Here is an 18352-nt window from a genome sequence, read left to right on the forward strand (position 1 = left end):
CTCCCCACTGTCCCCCACAAGGTCTACACCACCCCCTATTCGCTTTCCGTATCGCCCTGCCTCTTGCGCAGGTCAGGGGCCCTGTGGGATGGCGAGCGAGGGTGGCTACCGACGCGTACGCGCTGCCCGGATCCGGGCAGCGGCACCGGTTGACGATCATCGCGTGGCGATCAGCACGGCGAGTGGACTAGACCTTTCTTGGCAGGTCGCGCGACACTGTTCCCCGTGAAACACGTCATCGCCCTTGATGTGGGCGGCACCGGAATGAAGGCCGCTCTCGCCGGAGCGGACGGCACCCTCCTGTACGAGGCGCGGCTCCCCACCGGGCGTGACCGCGGCCCCGAGGCGGTCGTCGAGACGATCCTCGGCTTCGCCACCGAGCTGCGCGACATCGGCCGGGAGCGGTTCGGCAGCACCGCGCTGGCCGCCGGCGTCGCCGTCCCCGGCATCGTCGACGAGGCCACCGGCACCGCCGTCTACGCCGCCAACCTCGGCTGGCGGGACGTTCCCCTGCGGGCCCTGCTCTCCGAACGGCTCGGCGGGGTCCCGGTCGCGCTCGGCCACGACGTCCGCACCGGCGGGCTGGCCGAGGGCCGGATCGGCGCCGGCCGGGACACCGACCGGTTCCTGTTCGTGCCCCTGGGCACCGGCATCGCCGGCGCCATCGGCATCGGCGGCGGCATCGAGGCCGGCGCCCACGGGAGCGCCGGCGAAATCGGCCACATCGTCGTCCGACCCGGCGGCCCCGCGTGCGGCTGCGGACAGCGCGGCTGCCTGGAGACGCTGGCCTCGGCCGCCGCGGTGGGCCGCGACTGGGCGGCGGTCTGCGGCGATCCGCAGGCCGGCGCCGCCGACTGCGCCAAGGCCGTGGAGTCCGGCGACCCGCGCGCCCGGAAGGTCTGGCAGGGCGCCGTGGACGCGCTCGCCGACGGCCTGGTCACCGGGCTGACCCTGCTCGACCCGCGGACGCTGATCATCGGCGGCGGGCTCGCGGAGGCCGGCGACACGCTGTTCGCACCGCTGCGGGAGGCGGTCCGCCGGCGCGTTACCTTCCAGCAGCTCCCCACGATCGTCCCGGCGGCCCTCGGGGACGCCGCCGGCTGCCTGGGCGCAGGACTGCTCGCCTGGGATCTTCTCTCCACGGAGGTAACCGCCTGATGGCACAGCAACAGTCCGCGGGAGCGCCCTCGGACGCCGGGCGCACCGTCCTGGCCGGCGCCCGGATCGCCCGGCCCTCCGGCGTCACGGACAACGGCCGGATCACCGTCGAGGGCACCCGGATCACCGCGGTCCGCAGCCGGGACAAGGACCGCGGCCGGTCGCCGGACACGGCACAGGACCAGGACCTCGACGAGGCCACCGCGACCGTCCTCGACCTGAGCGGGCATCTGATCGTCCCCGGCTTCGTCGACCTGCACGTGCACGGCGGGGGCGGCGGCTCCTTCTCGTCCGCCGACCCCGAGGAGTGCCTGACCGTCATCGGCACCCACCGCCGGCACGGCACGACCTCGATGGTGGCCTCCACCGTCACCGGCGACCTGGACGACCTGACCCGACAGGCCGCCGTCCTGGCCGAGTTGGTGCAGCAGGGCGATCTGGCCGGCATCCACTTCGAGGGCCCGTTCATCTCCCCGCACCGCTGCGGCGCCCACCAGCCCGAGCTGCTGCGCGACCCCGACCCCGCCGAGGTCCGCCGACTGGTCGACGCCGCCCGCGGCACCGCCGCGATGATGACCGTCGCCCCCGAACTGCCCGGCGGCCTGGACTCCGTACGGCTGCTCGCCGACGCCGGGGTGATCGCCGCCATCGGCCACACCGACTCCTCCTACGACGCCACCCGCCGGGCCATCGACGCCGGCGCGACCGTCGCCACCCACCTCTTCAACGCGATGCCGCCGCTCGGCCACCGCGCCCCCGGCCCGGTCGCCGCGCTCCTGGAGGACGAGCGGATCACCGTCGAGCTGATCAACGACGGCACCCACCTGCACCCGGCGATCCTCCAGATGGCGTTCCGCGAGGCGGGCGCCGGACGGGTCGCCTTCATCACCGACGCGATGGGCGCGGCCGGGATGAACGACGGGATGTATCCGCTCGGCCCGATGCGGGTCGAGGTCAAGGACGGCGTCGCCCGGATCAGCGAAGGCCCCACCGCCGGCTCCATCGCGGGCTCCACGCTCACCCTGGACCGGGCCTTCAAGCGGGCCGTCACGCTCGACGGCCTCACCGTCGAACAGGCCGTGCAAGCGCTCTCCACCAACCCCGCCCGGCTGCTGGGCATCGCCGACCGGACCGGCTCCCTGGAGCCCGGCAAGGACGCCGACCTGGTGGTGCTGGACGCCGGATACGACGTCGTGGGCGTCCTCCGGCAGGGTGCCTGGCTGCTCCGCCCGCCGGGCGTCTGACCGCCCCGACCGGTCCTCCCCCAGCTACCGCTGAGAAGTGCCCCCGGCCCGGCGGCCGGTCCGGGGGCAGGGTGGCCGACCCGGGTCTGGGCCTACGGCCGTTCGCGATGGCATGATCGCTCGCGCACTTGTCCGTATGCCACCGCGGAACGCGGTGCCTTCACCCACGGCCGTCCGGCCGGCCTCCTCCCGGAGGGGAGTCCATGATCCTCACGGTCACGCTGAACGCCGCCCTGGACATCACCTACCGCGTCCCCCGGCTCCACCCGCACACCACCCACCGCGTCACCGAGGTCACCGAACGCGCCGGCGGCAAGGGCCTCAACGTCGCCCGCGTACTGGCCGCGCTCGGCCACCGCACGGTCGCCACCGGCTTCGCGGGCGGCGGCACCGGCGAGGCGCTGCGCGCCCTGCTCGCCCAGGAGACCCTCGTCACCGACGCACTGGTCCCGGTCGGCGGCGCCACCCGCCGCACCGTCGCCGTGGTGGACGGGAACACCGGCGACACCACCCAGCTCAACGAGCCCGGCCCGACCGTCTCCCCCACCGAATGGGCCGCGTTCCTCGGCACCTACCGCGAACTGCTGGGCGAGGCACAGGCGGTGGCGCTCTGCGGCAGCCTGCCGCCCGGTGTCCCGGTGGACGTCTACGCCCGGCTCATCCGCGCCGCCCGCACCGCCGGCGTCCCCGTGCTGCTCGACACCAGTGGCGAACCGCTGCGCCGCGGCCTGGCCGCCCGCCCCGACCTCGCCAAGCCCAACGCCGACGAACTGGCCGCCCTCACCGGCAGCACCGAACCGCTGCGCGCCGCCCGCGACGCCCGCCGTCGCGGCGCCCACGCGGTGGCCGCCTCGCTCGGCCCGGACGGGATGCTCGCGGTGACCGCCGACGGCGCCTGGCAGGCCGCCCCGCCCCGCCGGTACGCCGGGAACCCGACCGGGGCCGGCGACTCCGCGGTGGCCGGCCTGTTGTCCGGACTGGTCGAGGAGCTGCCCTGGCCGGACCGGCTGAGCCGCGCGGTGGCACTCTCCGCCGCGACCGTACGGGCCACCGCGGCCGGCGAGTTCGACGCGGCGACCTACGAAGACCTGCTGCCGCGTGTGGTGGTGACGGACCGTCCCACGGCGGCCTGAACGCCCCTCAGACCGCGCCCTCAGACCGCGCCCCTCAGGCCCGTCGACTCAGGGCTGGGCGAGCCAGACCTGGTCGAGGTTGACCTCGCACTGGTTGCCGTTCTCGCAGGACAGCTTGATGGTGTTGGTGCCCTTGTTGAGCTGGACGTACGACCAGGACTTGGTCCAGCCCTTGTCCCAGGCGCCCTCGGCGGCGCCGGCGAAGTTCTTGAGGCTTATCGGCCGGGTCAGCGCCTGGCCGTTCACGTTGAGCGTGAGGTTGGCGTCCTTGCCGGGCACGCCGTAACCGACCCAGAGCTTGTACTGGCCGGCGGCCGCCACGTCGAGCGTCCAAGTGGCCGCCGCGCCCTGGTTGTTCATGTTGGTGACGTACGAACCGCTGGCGGTCCGGGCACCGGGGACGTCCTTGGCGGTGGCGGCGCCGCCGTCGAGGCGCAGCGCGCCCGCGTCGTCCTTGGGGAGGTTGACCGCGGTGGGCTTGGTGGACGGCTGGTCGCTGGGCTGGACCGACTCGGCGGCGGTGGGGCCCGGCTTGCCACCGGCGTCGTTCTTCGAGTTGCCGGAGTTGTTCAGCATGGCCGCGCCGATGCCTATGCAGACCACCGCGACCACCGCGACCGCGCCGATCAGCAGGCCGTTGCGGCCCTTCCGGGGCTCCGGGGCGGATATCGGGCGGGTGCGCTCGCCGGCGCCGCCGCCGGCCAGCGTCTCGGGGGCCGCGTAGTGCGGGCTCGGGTTCTGCCGGCCGTACGCCTGCTGGCCCTGCTGGGTGCCGTACTGCCGCTCGCCGACCGCGCGCACCTGGTTGTAGGAGGTCCGCGGGACGCCTGGCTGCCGCGCGGCACCGACGCCCGACGTGCCCGAACCGCCCTCGCCGCCCTCCGAGCGGTACAGGTGGGCGAAGGGGTCGTCGTTCTCCGGCGTGTCCGCGCCGTTGTTGCCGGCCGTCATTCCGTGTCACTCCCAAGCGGTCTCTACGCGTCTGTGCGCGTCCGTACGCGTTCGCGGGGCTGCGTGCGCATTGCCTTTTCGGGCCACCCGACGCCGCCGCGCCGCATCGGCGCAGCCTACCCCGTCGGGACCGGGCCACGCCGGTCTCCGACGTTCACAAGATCACTACGGATCGGTGAACGGGCGGTGCCCAGGCAGGACACCGCGAATGTGAGATGCGCGGCACCGGGTCGGGTTCCGGCGCCGCGACCGTTCGGGGCGGCTCAGCCGGCCGCCCGCCGGTTGCTCTTCGTCCGTCGCTTCTCGATGTACATCCGCTGGTCGGCCGACTCCAGCACCTCTTCGGCGGTCATTCCGCAGCTCGCCCAGCCGATGCCGAAGCTGGCGCCGACCCGGACGGCCCGGCCCTCGACCCGGATCGGCGGGATGATCGCGTTCCGCAGCCGGACCGCGAGGTCCTGGGCGTCGGCCGTGCCGAGCCCGTCGGCGAGCACCACGAACTCGTCGCCGCCGAGCCGGGCCACGGTGTCGCCGTCCCGGACGCCGCTGGTCAGCCGGCGGGCGACCTCGATGAGTACCGCGTCGCCGGTGTTGTGCCCGAAGCGGTCGTTGATCGACTTGAAGCCGTCCAGGTCGCAGAAGAGCACCGCGAGCCCCTTCGCACCGTCGTCCTCGACCCCGTCGGCGGGCGCCGAGAGGTGGACGTGGTGGTCGAAGGGCGGGGCGCCGGACGACACCGCCCGCGGCTTCTCCCCCTCGAAGCCGTCGAGCCCGTCGAACGGCTCCGGCCCGTCCCCCGCGAAGCCGTGCGGGGCGCGCGGATCGGCCCCGGCGCCCGAGGAGGCGTAGGCGTCGGCGAGCGCGCTCGGCGGGCGGGAGCACAGCCGGGCCGAGAGCCGGGCCCGCAGCTCGGAGCTGTTGGGCAGGCCGGTCAGCGAGTCGTGGCTGGCCCGGTGCGCGAGCTGGAGCTCGTGCCGCTTGCGCTCTTCGATGTCCTCGACGTGGGTGAGGAGGAAGCGGGGGCCGTCGGTGGTGTCGGCGACCACCGAGTTGCGCAGCGAGACCCACAGGTAGGTGCCGTCCCGGCGCTGCAGCCGGAGTTCGGCCCGGCCACCCTCGGCGGAGGTGCGCAGCAGCGTGCCGATGTCCTCGGGGTGGCAGATGTCGGAGAACGACAGCCGCCGCATCCCGGAGGCCGGGCGGCCCAGCAGCCGGCACAGCGCGTCATTGGTGCGCAGCAGCCGGCCGTGCTGGTCGCCGCCCATCTCGGCGACGGCCATCCCGCTCGGCGCGTACTCGAACGCCTGCCGGAAGCTCTCCTCGCTCGCCCGCAGCGCCTGCTGCTCGCGCTCCAGGCGGACCAGCGCCCGCTGCATGTTGGCCCGCAGCCGGGCGTTGCTGATCGCGATGGCGGACTGGAAGGCGTACATCTGGAGCGCCTCCTGGCCCCAGGGGCCGGGGCGCCGGCCGTTGCGCGGCCGGTCCACGGAGAGCACGCCGAGCAGTTCACCGTTGCCGTGGGCGGCGGTGTACATGGGCGCGAAGAGGCGGTCCATCGGGTGCCACTCGTCGGGGAAGCGGGGCGCGGGTCCGGCGGTGTGCCACTGCGGCACGTCGTCGTCGTCCAGCACCCAGCCCTCGGTGTACGGGATGAAGCACAGCTCGCCCCAGCGCTCCCCCATGGACAGCCGGCGCTCCCACGAGGCGCGCGAGCCCACCCGCCCGGCCATCAGCGCCTCCGCGCCCGCACTGCCGGCCACCGCGGCGACCACGAGATCGCCGTCCGGCCGTACGAGGTTGACCGCGGCGAGCTCATAGCCGAGCCCGACGATCGCCCCGTCGGCGACGGACTGCAAGGTGTCCGCAAGGCTGCGTGCGGTGTTCAGTTCGGCGACCACTTGGTGCAGCTGCCGCAGGGTCGCAAGACGGACATAGGGCTCCGACTCGGTCTCCATCGCTCGCTCTCCCTGAGACCTCGACAGCAACTCCACCGATTTCTTCGTCGTCCGATTCCACGCTCACTGAATCACAGTGAGCTGTTCACCCGGTACACAGGGTCAACAATTAGCGGCCCATGTGACTCAAGTCACAATCAGTGACGGGCCGTTACGGATCGCCGACCAGGGACTCATCCGCGCGCGCGAACGCCGCCCGGACACTCCCTGAAAACTTCCTGAACGCAAATTCCAGCCATCTTCGAAGCCAGGTCCGGACCATTGCCGCGCCCCTCGTCGGCCGTTCGCCTCCGCCGCGGGACCTAGTACGCCCAGGACGCAGCTGGTTCCAGGGCCCGATGCGCACGGGCAGCGGACGACGTTAGCGTTCATGGCGTGTTCACGAAGACTCCTGCCGCCACCTCGGCCACCGGCTCCACCGCCACCGCCGCACCCACCGTCGCCCTCGCCTCCGCGCCGGGCGACGGGCCGATCGCGCATGCTGTGGGGGTGAGTGACGACGAGTTCCGCGCCGCCCTGTCCCGCCTCGCCGCCGGCGTGGTGCTGATCACCGCCCACGATCCGGACGCCGGGCCGCGCGGCGAGGACGCCGGCATGACCGCCACGGCATTCCTCTCCGTGTCCCTCGACCCACCGTTGGTAATGGTGAGCGTTCGCAACGACTCACGGATGGACGACCTGTTGGCGCAGCAACCGTTGTGGGCGGTTTCGGTGCTGTCGGGCCACCAGCGGCACGTAGCGGCACGATTCGCCATGAAGGGCCGGATCAGCGACCGACTGCTCTTCCAGGACATCCCCTCCGTACGGGGCGAAGCATCCGGCGCGCCGCTCATCGGGGGCGCGCTGGCGACGCTGGAATGCCGGACCGAGCAGCGGGTGGTGGCCGGGGATCACACCCTCGTCATCGGCCGCGTCCTGGCCGCGACCGCGTCGGCCAAGGACGACGGGCCGCTGACGTACTTCCGGGGGAAGTACCGACAGCTGGGGTGAGCGGGGGCGGGCACGGCCCGGGACAGCGCCGGGCGCGGACACGGCCCATGGCGGGACCCCGGGGCGGGACCGGACGTGGGCATGGCCCAGGGCAGGGCAGGACGCGGGCACGGCCCGAGGTGGGGCAGGACGCGGGCACGGCCCGGGGCGGGAGTGACCCTCAGCCCCAATCGCGGCCGGAGCGGCCGCGCTTGGTGTCGCCGCGCTGCTTCTTCTCGCGCAGTCGCCGCTCGTTGATGCCGCGCGGGATCCGTGACTTCTTGCGCGGCTTGGGCGGCGGTGCGGTGGCCTCGGCGAGCAGCGCGGCGAGCCGGACGGCCGCGGTCTCGCGGTTGCGCCACTGGGAGCGGTGGTCGGAGGCCCGTACGGTCAGCACGCCGTCGACCAGCCGGTCCGCCAGCCGCTCCAGCGCCCGCTCCTGCCACACCGGGGGCAGCGCCTTCGTTCGCGCCAGGTCGAAGCGCAACTCGACCTGACTGTCGCTGGTGTTGACGTGCTGGCCGCCCGGACCGGAGGAGCGCGAGAACCGCCAGACCAGCTCGGCCTCCGGGAGGGCGACCGAACCTCGGATGACATGGGGCCCGGACATGCCCCCCATGATCCCGCTCCCACGGCCGCCCGTCACCTCGGTTTTCCCGGCCGGAGCGGCCCGCCGCCTTCAGGAGCGCGGCCCGGACCGGGCAACAGGATCGGGCAAAGAAAGTAAAGAGGGCTGGAACCACCTGGCCGCCCCGCCGCGTTGAGGTGGGTGACGGCGGCTCCGCTCCCGGGCAGGTCCGCCGCGGTATCACCGACACCACTCGTATCAGTGGCATCACCGACCTCAGGTCGACGTGACTCCACGAGGAAAGGGACTTCCCATGGCTGTAAGCCTGTCCAAGGGCGGCAACGTCTCGCTCACCAAGGAGGCACCGGGTCTGGCCGCCGTCACGGTCGGCCTCGGCTGGGACGTCCGCACGACCACGGGTACGGACTTCGACCTCGACGCCAGCGCCATCGCGGTCAACCCGACCGGCAAGGTCTACTCCGACCAGCACTTCATCTTCTTCAACAACAAGGCGACGCCGGACCAGTCCATCGTCCACACCGGTGACAACACCACCGGTCAGGGCGAGGGCGACGACGAGTCGATCAACGTCAACCTCGCCGCGCTGCCGGCCGACATCGACAAGATCGTCTTCCCGGTCTCGATCTACGACGCCGAGAACCGCAGCCAGAACTTCGGCCAGGTGCGGAACGCCTTCATCCGCATCGTCAACCAGGCCGGCGGCGCCGAGATCGCGCGCTACGACCTGAGCGAGGACGCCGCCACCGAGACCGCCATGGTCTTCGGCGAGCTGTACCGCAACGGCGCGGAGTGGAAGTTCCGCGCGGTGGGCCAGGGTTACGCGTCCGGCCTGCGCGGTATCGCCCAGGACTTCGGCGTCAACGTCTGAGCCACGACACCGACGAGGCACCGCCGGACGCACCCGGCAGCGAGGGCCGGCTCCCGAGAGGGGGCCGGCCCTCGGCCTTTGCGCTACGCCGCCGCACTGCCGCGTGCGGCGGCCCCGGGCTCCGCCGCCGGCGGCGCGGCCAGCGAGGCCACCTCGTCCAGCGAGAGTCCGAGCGTCCCGGCGAGCGCGGCGACCGTGAAGAACGCCGGGGTCGGCGCCCGGCCGGTCTCGATCTTCCGCAGCGTCTCCGCGGACAGTCCGGCCGCCGCGGCGACCTCGACCATGCTCCGCTCGCCGCGCGCCACACGCAGCAGCGCGCCCAGCCGCTCGCCGCGTTCGCGTTCCCAAGGGGTCAGTGGAGTCCGCACCATGCCCGTGATACTAATACCGGTAAACAAATACCGGTATACAAATACCGGCCCGGCTCGACGGAACGCCGCGTTCCGGCGCCGGTGACGAAACACCGCACCGCTCGCGCACCGCACACCACAACGCGCCGGGCGGCGGATTGGGGAGGCATACCGATGGTGGAGATCAAGACCGACGCGTCGCTGGACGCGATGCGGGTGGCCGGCCGGGTCGTCGCGGACGCACTGGCCGCGGCCCGCGCCGCGGCCGCCCCCGGGGTGCGCCTGACCGACCTGGACGAGGTGGCCCGCACGGTGCTGCGCGAGGCCGGCGCCACCTCACCGTTCCTCGGCTATCGCCCGTCCTTCGCCCCCACCCCCTTCCCCGCGGTGCTCTGCGTGTCCGTCAACGACGCGATCGTGCACGGCATCCCGGACGGCTACCGGCTGCGCGACGGCGACCTGGTCAGCATCGACTGCGGCGCGGTCGTCGACGGCTGGGCCGGTGACGCGGCCACCAGCTTCACCGTCGGCACGGCACGCCCCGAGGACCGCCGGCTGATGGAGACCACCCAGCGGGCCCTGGAGGCGGGCATCGCGGCCGCCGTGGTCGGCGCCCGGATCGGCGACGTCTCGCACGCCATCGGCAGCGTCGGCCGCGCGGCCGGCTACGGCATCCCCCAGGACTTCGGCGGCCACGGCATCGGCCGGGCGATGCACGAGGACCCGGGGGTCCCCAACGACGGCCGGCCAGGCCGCGGTTTCGTGCTCCGGCACGGTCTGGCCATCGCCATCGAGCCGATGTTCCTGGCCGGCGGCAGCCACCACTACGTGACCGATCCCGACGGCTGGACGCTGCGCACCGCCGACGGCAGCCGCGCGGCCCACTTCGAGCACACCGTCGCGGTGACGGACGAGGGACCGCGCGTCCTCACCCTGCCGTGAGGTCATGAGGCGGACAGGGCGGGGCAGGCCGGGGCAGGCCGGGACGCGCGGAGCCGTACGTGCAGAGCGGGGCATGGGGCACGGCGGGCGCGGCGCTCGGCACGGCGCGGGCAACGACGCTCGGCGCGGCCCGCGCCGCCGTCTCAGATCGCGCCGCCGTCTCAGATCGCGTCGAGGTCGATCGCCTCGGCCATCTCGCGGTAGCCGGCGTCGTTCGGGTGCAGATGGTCCCCGCCGTCGTACGCGGCAGCCAGTCGCCCCCGGTCGGCGGGGTCGGACAGCACCCGGTCCAGGTCGACCACCCCGTCGAACTCGCCGGAGGTCCGTATCCAGCGGTTGAGCGCCACCCGCTTGGTCTCACCGCGCTCGGTGTAGTACCCCGCCCCCTTGAACGGCGTCAGCGTCGCCCCGATCACCTTGACGCCCTTGTGGTGTGCCTGACGGATCAACTCCCGTTGAGCGGATATGAGTTGGCGGATCGACACGTCGGGGGTCGGCTTGTTCGACCCGCCGGTCGGCACGCTCATTCCGATGTCGTTGATGCCCTCCAGCAGGATCACGGTGCGCACGTTCGGCTCGTTCAGCGCGTCCTTCGGGAAGCGCACCACCGCCTTCTCCCCGAAGTCGGCGGTGCTGTTGGTCAGTTGGTTGCCGCTGATGCCTTCGTTGAGGATGCTGCGTGGCCGCCCCGCGGCGGCGAACCGCTCGGCCAGGGCGTCCGGGTAGCGGTGGTCGGCGTCGATCGTGGAGCCGTACCCGTCGGTTATGGAGTCCCCGAAGGTGACGATGCCGTCCCGTCGGGCGGCCGCGCCGCCGGCCACCTCGACGCCCGAGAGGTAGTACCAGGACCGCGTGGTCTCGGCGAACGCCGCCGCCCCGGCATCGGCCCGGTGATCACCGGCCGCGCGATAGCTGGTGGCGGTGGACTTCGCGTGGAAGGTGGTCTGGCCTGTCGGCGCGTCGAAATACAGCGTCACGGTGACCGACTCCAGGGCGCGCACCGTCAGTCCCGCCCCGTCGCTGAGCAGCTCACCGCCGGCCGGTACGGTCGCCGACTTCCGTTTCCCGAAGGTCAGTTGGCGCACCGAACCGGCCTGCACCGCGGCGCCCCGGTCGGTCCGCGCGACGGTGGCCCCGGTGACCGTCAGCGGCGCCGTGCCGTAGCGGTTCGACAGCTTGATCCGGAGCTGTGAGCCGCCCGTGCTGACCCGGACGACCTGTCGGACGGTCTGCCGCGCGAATCCGCTGACGGACCAGTTCTTCCCGAACACCTCGGTCGGCTGCTGCGGCGCGGCGGCCCAGCCACCGCGCCAGTGCCCCCGGCCCTGCACGGTCGCCGCGTGCCCCGCGCCGCCCGCCCGACCCACCGCGTACGCCGCGGCCGGCGCGCCCGGGCCGTCCGGCAGCACCGGCACGGCCGGCAGCGCCGTCAGCACGGTCGCCGACACCAGCGCGACCCCTGAACGTCTCACCAAGGAACCAGACACGATCATTACCCCACCCTCTGACTGTCTGTCGTTGTGCGTGACTCCCGTGCACCGGCCGCCGCCCGGGCCCGACCGTCCGGACCCTCCGCCGCGCCCGTCTGACTTCGCGCGTGACACCATCAAGAGGTGATCGACCTCGGCTATTCCCTCTCCCGTCGCTTCCCGGACCCTCCGCAGACCGACTACCGGACCGCGGACGTGCACACCCTGCGCCACGACCTCTTCTGCGGCGACGTCTACCTCGCGGACACCGAGTCCGACCGCGAGGTGTCCACGGCCTGGGGCTGGGTGCCGGTGCTCGACTTCGCCTGGGCGCTGTGCGACATCGTCGAGCAACTCGACACCGACCCCCGGGGCAGCCGCTCCGCCCGCCCCGTCCACGCCGAGCTGGACTTCACCGAATCCACCGACCGGATGCTCTTCGAGCGGCGCTTCGGCTGGGTCGACGTCGCCGCCGACTGGATGCCGGTCGAGGAAGCCCCCCTCACCTTCAACCACGCCGCGCTGCGCCGCGAGGCCCGCGACTTCCTGCACGACCTGATCGCCGACCTCGCCGATATGCACGACGGCCTCGCCGACAACCCCGCCGTCTGGGCACTCCAGGCCCGCTTCCCCCGCGTCTGAACCATTCCCGCCCTCTCCTGCCTCACTCCACCCGCACGCCCACCTGGGCCGCGAACGCCGGTGCCAGATCCATCAGTTGGGCCGTGCTGATCACCGCACCGCCCAGGCAGTCGATGCCCCGCGCGATGTCCAGCCCGGCCGCACCGCGCAGATCGACGTCCTTCATCCGTACCGCGGAGAAGTCCACCCGCGCCAGGGTGCAGTCGTCGAACGACACCCGCTCCAGCTCCGCACCCCCGAAGTCCGCCTCGACCAGCACGCACCCCTCGAAGGCGACGTCCCGCAGCTTGGCCCGGCGCAGATTGGCGAAGTCGATCTTTCCGCCGCGCACCACCACCCGCTCCAGCACCGCTCCGTGGAGCTGGACCCCGCCGAGCCGGCCATCCACCACCTCCACATCGCGCAACGACGCCTGCGACAGATCCGTACCCACCCCGCGCGCCCCGCTCAACACGCTGTCGATGATGCGCGCCCGGCTCAGCACCGTCTCGTCCAGCGCGCACCGGCGCAGCGCACAGTCCATGAACCGGGCGCCCCGCGCCGACTGCCCCGCGCAGTCCACCTCGGTGAACTCCAGCCCGTCGTAATCCCCTTCGGGCTCCAGCTCCCGGCCGTCGTACGCCTGAAGCTCCGGCAGTCGCACCTCCGGGCGCCGCACCGCCCGCACCGTGTCCTTGCCGCGCCCTGCCATGCGCTCACCGCCCATGCGCTCACCGCCTCCGTCCGTCCGGGCCCGGGCCCGGTCCCTTGTCCTGCCGCGGACCGGCTCGGCCCCCGCACCCGGCGGACCGCTCCACGCCCACACCCCCATGCTGAACCACGCCACTGACAATCCCCGCTGACCTGCGAAAACCCTCGTTCTCGCGCTGGCATGTCACATCTCCGGCACCCTCGCCCGTCCCCTCGGTGAACGCCCGCCGACCCCACCGACCCCACCGACACCGCCGACCCCACCGACCCCGCGGGCGCCACCACCGACGCACCATCCGCGACCGAAGGAGCCGCCATGACCAGCCGCCCGCTCACCGTCATCGGAGGCGGTTTCGCCGGCCTCACCGCGGCCATCTCCGCCGCCGAGGCCGGCGCCACCGTCACCCTCCACGAGGCCCACCGCACGCTCGGCGGCCGCGCCCGCACCGCCGACGGCCCCTACCGCACCAACGACGGCCCCTGCGCCCTCCAGTGAATTCTTGACCTCAACTCGACTTGAGGTACCAGAGTGGCGGCAGTTGACCATCCCCACCGGCAGGGGCGGTCGCCCGCCACCGGGGCCCCTGCCCACCCTCCCCAGAGGAGACCACTCCGCCATGCGCGCAATACGGCTGCACACCTTCGGTCCCGCGGAAAACCTCGCCTACGAGACGGTCGACGACCCCGCACCGGGGCCGTGCGAGGTCCGTATCGCCGTGGCCGCGGCGGGCGTCCACCTCCTGGACACCGCCCTCCGCGCGGGCCAGGAGGGCGGCCCCGTACCGCTGCCCGACCTGCCGACCGTGCCGGGCCGCGAGGTCGCCGGCACCGTGGACGCCATCGGCCCGGGCACCGACCCCAGTTGGCTCGGCCGACCCGTCGTCGCCCACCTCGGCATGGTCCCGGGCGGCTACGCCGAACTGGCCGTCACCGCCACCGACCGACTGCACGCCCTCCCCGACGGCCTGGACCCGGCCCAGGCCGTCGCCATGATCGGCACCGGCCGCACCACCATGGGCATCCTGCTCTTCGCCGCCCTCACCGCCGACGACATCGCGATCGTCCCGGCGGCCGCCGGCGGCATCGGCTCACTGCTCGTCCAGTACGCCCGGAACACCGGCGCCACGGTCATCGGTCTGGCCGGCGGCCCGCGCAAGGCGGCCCACGTCCGCGAGCTGGGTGCCGACCTCGCCCTCGACTACACCGACGCCAACTGGCCGGTCCTCGCCCGCAGTTTCCTCGACGAGCGCGGCGCCTCCGGGGCAACCCTCGTCTTCGACTCGGTCGGCGGCGCCGCGGGCCGTGCGGCCGTGGACCTCCTCGCCCACGGCGGCCGCCACCTGGTCTTCGGCTGGTCCTCCGGCGGCCCGCTCACCGGCGGCCCGCTGGAGTTCACGGACGCCGAACTCGCGGAGCGCGGCATCACCTCGGAATCCGTCCTCGGCCCTCCGATGTTGGCCCGGGTCGGCGGCATCAACCCGCTCCGCACCCTGGAGATCGCCGCCCTCACCGAAGCCGCCGCCGGCCGCCTCGTCCCCACCGTCCAGCGCTTCCCCCTCTCCGAGGCCGCGACCGCCCACCGCGCCCTGGAATCCCGCGGCACGATGGGCAAGGTCGTCCTGGTGCCGTAGGGCCGGTCGTCACATTCCCGTCGTCGCCCGAAGGGCGGCACCGCGGCGTCTGGTGCGTGCTCTCGGCGTGCCGGGCGGAAGTCCTTGTACTGGACGTACTTGGGCTTTCGCCCGGTGCGGCGAGAGGGCGTGCCAGGCGTCGCGAGGCAGACGGGAATTTGACGACCGGCCCTAGGGCCGGCCTGGTGGTTCACGGCCGGGTCCGCGGCGCCCGGCACGGCGCCTCCCGGCCGCGCCGGCCCGGCCTTCCGGGGCGACGGCTCACCCCGTCCACCCCAGGGGTCACCCCCGCCCCTTCCGCCCCCGCCCGGACAGCAACGCCCCGCCCACCAGCGCCACCGAGGCCCCCGCCCCGCCGACGACGACCAGCGGGTCGGCGTCCTTCGCCCGGCTCGCCGCCACGCCGTCGCCCCCGGCGCCCGCCACCCTCGTCACCCGCCCCTCCGCATGCGCGGGCACCCCGCCCGCGAGGGCAATGGCCACCGCGCCCAGTACGGCGGCGGCGCTCACGGCGAGCGAGCTCAGCACCCCGCTCCGCGCGGCCGCAGTCGCCACACCCCTGAGCCGAGCGGCGACCGAGCCACGGACGCTCCCCCCACCAGGAGCCGAGCCGACGGCCATCGAACCCTCAACGCTCTGCGTGGTCCCGCGCGGCATCGGCATCCTGCTCACTCCTTCACTGCCGTCCTGTCCGTAGTGGCCGGTGCCGTCAACGGCGACCGTCCGGCCCGACGCCCCCAACGCTACGGACCAGGGCCCCCGCCCGCCTCAGCCCAACGACCAGGATCACCCCCGCAAAAAGAAGGAGCCCCGCACCGTCCCACCCCTGCCCAAAGACCAGCCCCTCCCCTGCCCAAAGACCAGCCCCACCCGGGACCAAAGTCACCCTCACCCCGGCCGTTCGCCACCCCGCGCCCGTCCCCGTCCCCGTCCCCGCACCCGCACCCGCACCCGCACCCGCACCCGCACCTACCCCACCACCGCCAACTCCCGCCCCGTCACGTTCAACCGCCGCCCACCGGACTCCGTACAGACCACGATGTCCTCGATCCGCACCCCGAACCGCCCCGGCAGATAGATCCCCGGCTCGATCGAGAAGCACATCCCCGGCACCAGCGGCAGATGCTCGCCCTCCACCATGTACGGCGGTTCGTGCGTGGTGACCCCGATGCCGTGTCCGGTCCGGTGGATGAAGTACTCGCCGTAGCCCGCCGCCTTGATCACCCGCCGGGCCACCCGGTCGATCTCCTGGCACGCGACGCCGGGCCGCACCGCCTCGAACGCCGCCTGCTGGGCCTCCCGCACGATCTCGTGCACCGTCCGCTCCTCGGCACCCGGCTCCCCGACGTGCACGGTCCGCGTGGTGTCCGAGCCGTACCCGTCCTTCAGGCCGCCGAAGTCGAGCACGACCATGTCGCCGTCCTGGATGACCCGCTCCCCCGCCTCATGGTGCGGATTGGCCCCGTTGGGACCGGACCCGACGACCGTGAAGTCCACCTGGCTGTGCCCGTGCTCGGTCAGCAGCCGCGCCAGATCCGCCGCGACGTCGCACTCCCGCCGCCCGGCGAACCGCGCCCCCAGGATGTCCTGGTACGTCGCGTCCGCCGCCGCACCCGCCGCCGTCAACCGCTCCACCTCGTAGGCGTCCTTGACGGCCCGCAGCATCGGCAGCGCCTCGGTCAGCGCCGCGTAGCCACCCCCCGGGACCGACCGCTGCAACCCGAGCAGATGCAGCGCCCACATCCCGTCCGACACCCCGTAACGCCGCTGCGGCGCCAGCCACTTGCCCAGCTCGGCGTAGGGATCCGACCCGTCGGACCACCCCACCACCTCCAGCGCCCCGGCCCCCGCGGCGCGCTCCGCGTCCGGCCGCTCCAGTACGGGCACCAGCAGCCGCGCCGCCCGCCCCGGCTCGATCACCAGCGCCGTCAGCCGCTCGGTGACGGCCGTCGGCCGGTACCCGCACAGCCACACCAGATCCGGCCCCGGCGTGACGATCAGTCCGGCCAGCCCGGCGTCCGCGGCGGCCCGCCCGGCCCGCGTCATCCGCCGCTCGTACTCGTCCCGCGTCATCGAAGTCACCATGTCGCGAATGTACGCCGCCGCACCCTCACCCACCCGCCAAAACCCGCCCCCCACAAGCCCGTACGCGGCCCGAGCCGGCCGATCGACCCTAGGCACCCGAAGCACCCGAAGCACCCGAAGCGGCCGGAAACCACCTAAGAAACCGGATCAGCCGAATCCGCCAGACCAACCAGATCAACCAGATCAACCAGATCAACCGGAGCGATCGGGGCGAGCACCCCCAACCGCTCCTCGATACGCTGCGCCGCGTCCAGACACAGGTCCTCGCGGTACATCCCCGCCATGACCTGAACGCCCTGCGGCAGCCCGGCCGCGACCCCGGTGGGCACTGCCACGGCCGGCACGCCCACATAGGTCGACGCGGTCAGCAGCCGCATCGGCGCCATCATCGCGTCGTGCTCCTCCACGGTCCTCGGAACCACGGGCTCCGGCGCCGGCTGCGTGGACACCGGCCCGAGCAACAGCGGACAGCGCTCGAAGAGGCCGGCCCACGCCCGCTGAACGCCGAGCCGTACACCGGCCTGCCGCACGTACCCCTCCAGGCCGACGGCCGGGTGGCGTTGCGTGTCGAACTCGATGTGGCGGGCGCTGTCGTCGGTGAGCAGCCGCCTGAGCATGGGCCAGGCCAGGGAGAACTCGGTCCGTAGGAGCGCGCCGTAGCCGTCCAGGGCGTCCTGGAGCCGCGGCACCTCCACCTCCTCGACGGGGTGTCCGGCGTCCTGAAGCGCGGCGGCCGCCGCCTCGATCGCCGCGCGCACGTGCGGGTGGACGTCGCCCCGGCCGCCGGGGTCGGTCACCACGCCGACCCGCACCGGCGTGTCCGGCCGCGGCCCGTACAACGGCACCGGCACCGCCCGCGGGTCCTGCGGGTCGGCCCCCGCCAGCACCTCGTAGGCCACGCGCAGGTCCGCCACCCTACGGGCCAACGGTCCGTCCACGGGGAAGAGTTGGTGCCCGAGGACCGGGTCCTGGTCGCTCATCCGGTGGTCGGCCGGGAACCGTCCGTAGCTCGGCTTCAGCGCCGCGACGCCGTTGAAGGTCGCCGGAATGCGCACCGACCCGCCGGAGTCGTTGCCCAGGCCCAGCGGAGCCATGCCGGTCGCCACCGCGACCGCGTCACCGCCGCTGGTGCCCCCGGGAGTACGCCGCGGGTCCCACGGGTTGACGGTGTCCCCGAACAGCTGGCTGACCGTGTGCACCCCGGCGATCGCCAGGTCCGGCATGTTGGTGCGGCCGATCGGGATCGCCCCGGCCGCCCGCAGCCGCCGCACCGGGGGCGCGTCCGACTCCGCCACCCAGTCGCGGAAGTACGGCACACCGTGCGTGGTCGCCGATCCGGCGACGTGGATGTTCTCCTTCACCGTGAACGGCACCCCGGCCAACGGGCCCAGCGGCTCACCGGCGGCCCGACGCCGATCGACCTCCCGCGCGGCCCGCCGAGCGCTGTCCTCCAGCAGCCTGGTGACCGCGTTCACCTGCGGGTTCACCACGGCGATCCGCTCCAGCTGCGCCGCCACGACCTCCACCGCCGACACCTCACCGGACGCCACCAGCCCCGCCAACTCCGACGCCCCCAACGCCCACACTTCACCGGCCCCCATCGACCCTCCCTTCATCCCGACCATCCCGATCGCCCCGATCGCCCTGGTCGCCCCGATCACGTCGATCACGTCGAT

General features: G+C 73.4%; 17 protein-coding genes and 1 pseudogene. 9 read left to right on the plus strand and 9 right to left on the minus strand.

Annotation, left to right across the window (positions count from 1 at the left end; all coding sequences use genetic code 11):
• Positions 1-225: 225 nt before the first annotated feature.
• From ACFVT2_RS20285 to ACFVT2_RS20295, 3 genes are all read left to right on the plus strand, one after another.
• Positions 226-1158 (plus strand): ROK family protein, encoded by a 933-nt coding sequence (locus ACFVT2_RS20285; protein ID WP_390019596.1) that lies wholly within the window; start codon positions 226-228, stop codon positions 1156-1158.
• Positions 1158-2402 (plus strand): N-acetylglucosamine-6-phosphate deacetylase, encoded by a 1245-nt coding sequence (gene nagA / locus ACFVT2_RS20290; RefSeq protein ID WP_390019599.1) that lies wholly within the window; start codon positions 1158-1160, stop codon positions 2400-2402. Before ACFVT2_RS20285 ends, nagA begins: the two co-directional genes overlap by 1 nt.
• 203 nt (positions 2403-2605) lie before the next feature.
• On the plus strand, positions 2606-3535 hold the full coding sequence (locus tag ACFVT2_RS20295; protein ID WP_390019601.1) for a 1-phosphofructokinase family hexose kinase: 930 nt from the start codon (positions 2606-2608) through the stop codon (positions 3533-3535).
• Between the two features lie 48 nt (positions 3536-3583).
• Here ACFVT2_RS20295 and ACFVT2_RS20300 read toward each other — a convergent pair whose 3' ends face one another.
• Together ACFVT2_RS20300 and cdgB are read right to left on the minus strand one after the other, a co-directional pair.
• Positions 3584-4486 (minus strand): CBM35 domain-containing protein, encoded by a 903-nt coding sequence (locus tag ACFVT2_RS20300; RefSeq protein WP_390019603.1) that lies wholly within the window; start codon positions 4484-4486, stop codon positions 3584-3586.
• Positions 4487-4749: 263 nt separating this feature from the next.
• Positions 4750-6441 (minus strand): diguanylate cyclase CdgB, encoded by a 1692-nt coding sequence (cdgB, locus tag ACFVT2_RS20305; RefSeq protein ID WP_390019606.1) that lies wholly within the window; start codon positions 6439-6441, stop codon positions 4750-4752.
• 375 nt (positions 6442-6816) lie between these two features.
• Here cdgB and ACFVT2_RS20310 point away from each other — a divergent pair, with 375 nt between their 5' ends.
• The gene (locus tag ACFVT2_RS20310) at positions 6817-7431 is read left to right on the plus strand and encodes a flavin reductase family protein (RefSeq protein ID WP_390019608.1); all 615 of its coding nucleotides are present in this window, start codon (positions 6817-6819) and stop codon (positions 7429-7431) included.
• 160 nt (positions 7432-7591) lie between these two features.
• On the opposite strand, the gene arfB is transcribed toward ACFVT2_RS20310, so the two are convergent.
• Positions 7592-8020, minus strand: a complete 429-nt coding sequence (arfB, locus tag ACFVT2_RS20315) for an alternative ribosome rescue aminoacyl-tRNA hydrolase ArfB (protein ID WP_390019611.1) — start codon at positions 8018-8020, stop codon at positions 7592-7594.
• A gap of 271 nt (positions 8021-8291) precedes the next feature.
• Between arfB and ACFVT2_RS20320 the strand changes: the two genes are divergently transcribed.
• The gene (locus tag ACFVT2_RS20320; RefSeq protein WP_390019612.1) at positions 8292-8867 is read left to right on the plus strand and encodes a TerD family protein; all 576 of its coding nucleotides are present in this window, start codon (positions 8292-8294) and stop codon (positions 8865-8867) included.
• 83 nt (positions 8868-8950) lie between these two features.
• Here the strand turns inward: ACFVT2_RS20320 and ACFVT2_RS20325 are convergent, their stop codons facing one another.
• Positions 8951-9238: a helix-turn-helix domain-containing protein gene (locus ACFVT2_RS20325; protein ID WP_390019614.1), complete on the minus strand. Its 288-nt coding sequence runs from the start codon at positions 9236-9238 to the stop codon at positions 8951-8953.
• 153 nt (positions 9239-9391) lie between these two features.
• Here ACFVT2_RS20325 and map point away from each other — a divergent pair, with 153 nt between their 5' ends.
• Positions 9392-10159, plus strand: a complete 768-nt coding sequence (map, locus tag ACFVT2_RS20330; RefSeq protein ID WP_390019617.1) for a type I methionyl aminopeptidase — start codon at positions 9392-9394, stop codon at positions 10157-10159.
• A 161-nt stretch (positions 10160-10320) separates the two neighbouring features.
• On the opposite strand, the gene ACFVT2_RS20335 is transcribed toward map, so the two are convergent.
• Positions 10321-11631 (minus strand): SGNH/GDSL hydrolase family protein, encoded by a 1311-nt coding sequence (locus ACFVT2_RS20335; protein WP_390019619.1) that lies wholly within the window; start codon positions 11629-11631, stop codon positions 10321-10323.
• 141 nt (positions 11632-11772) lie between these two features.
• Here ACFVT2_RS20335 and ACFVT2_RS20340 point away from each other — a divergent pair, with 141 nt between their 5' ends.
• Positions 11773-12270, plus strand: coding sequence for a hypothetical protein (locus ACFVT2_RS20340; protein ID WP_390019621.1), 498 nt, complete (start codon positions 11773-11775; stop codon positions 12268-12270).
• 22 nt (positions 12271-12292) lie between these two features.
• Here ACFVT2_RS20340 and ACFVT2_RS20345 read toward each other — a convergent pair whose 3' ends face one another.
• Entirely contained in the window at positions 12293-12976 is a 684-nt protein-coding gene (locus ACFVT2_RS20345) for a pentapeptide repeat-containing protein (RefSeq protein ID WP_390019622.1), read from the minus strand.
• A 300-nt stretch (positions 12977-13276) separates the two neighbouring features.
• On the opposite strand from ACFVT2_RS20345, the pseudogene ACFVT2_RS20350 reads away from it, so the two are divergent.
• Positions 13277-13450: pseudogene (locus tag ACFVT2_RS20350) on the plus strand (FAD-dependent oxidoreductase); the annotation flags it as partial.
• Positions 13451-13577: 127 nt separating this feature from the next.
• Positions 13578-14591 carry a zinc-binding dehydrogenase gene (locus ACFVT2_RS20355; RefSeq protein WP_390019624.1) on the plus strand — a complete coding sequence of 338 codons (1014 nt, stop codon included), beginning with the start codon at positions 13578-13580 and terminating at the stop codon, positions 14589-14591.
• Positions 14592-14873: 282 nt separating this feature from the next.
• Here the strand turns inward: ACFVT2_RS20355 and ACFVT2_RS20360 are convergent, their stop codons facing one another.
• The 3 genes from ACFVT2_RS20360 to ACFVT2_RS20370 all read right to left on the minus strand — a co-directional run bounded on the left by ACFVT2_RS20360 (position 14874) and on the right by ACFVT2_RS20370 (position 18277).
• The gene (locus ACFVT2_RS20360; protein ID WP_390019625.1) at positions 14874-15146 is read right to left on the minus strand and encodes a hypothetical protein; all 273 of its coding nucleotides are present in this window, start codon (positions 15144-15146) and stop codon (positions 14874-14876) included.
• 414 nt (positions 15147-15560) lie between these two features.
• The gene (locus ACFVT2_RS20365; protein WP_390019685.1) at positions 15561-16664 is read right to left on the minus strand and encodes a M24 family metallopeptidase; all 1104 of its coding nucleotides are present in this window, start codon (positions 16662-16664) and stop codon (positions 15561-15563) included.
• 146 nt (positions 16665-16810) lie between these two features.
• Positions 16811-18277, minus strand: a complete 1467-nt coding sequence (locus ACFVT2_RS20370) for an amidase (RefSeq protein ID WP_390019687.1) — start codon at positions 18275-18277, stop codon at positions 16811-16813.
• Between the last annotated feature and the right edge of the window lie 75 nt (positions 18278-18352).

Origin of the sequence: Streptomyces sp. NPDC058000 (assembly GCF_042886435.1) — a bacterium.
GTDB lineage: Bacteria > Actinomycetota > Actinomycetes > Streptomycetales > Streptomycetaceae > Streptomyces.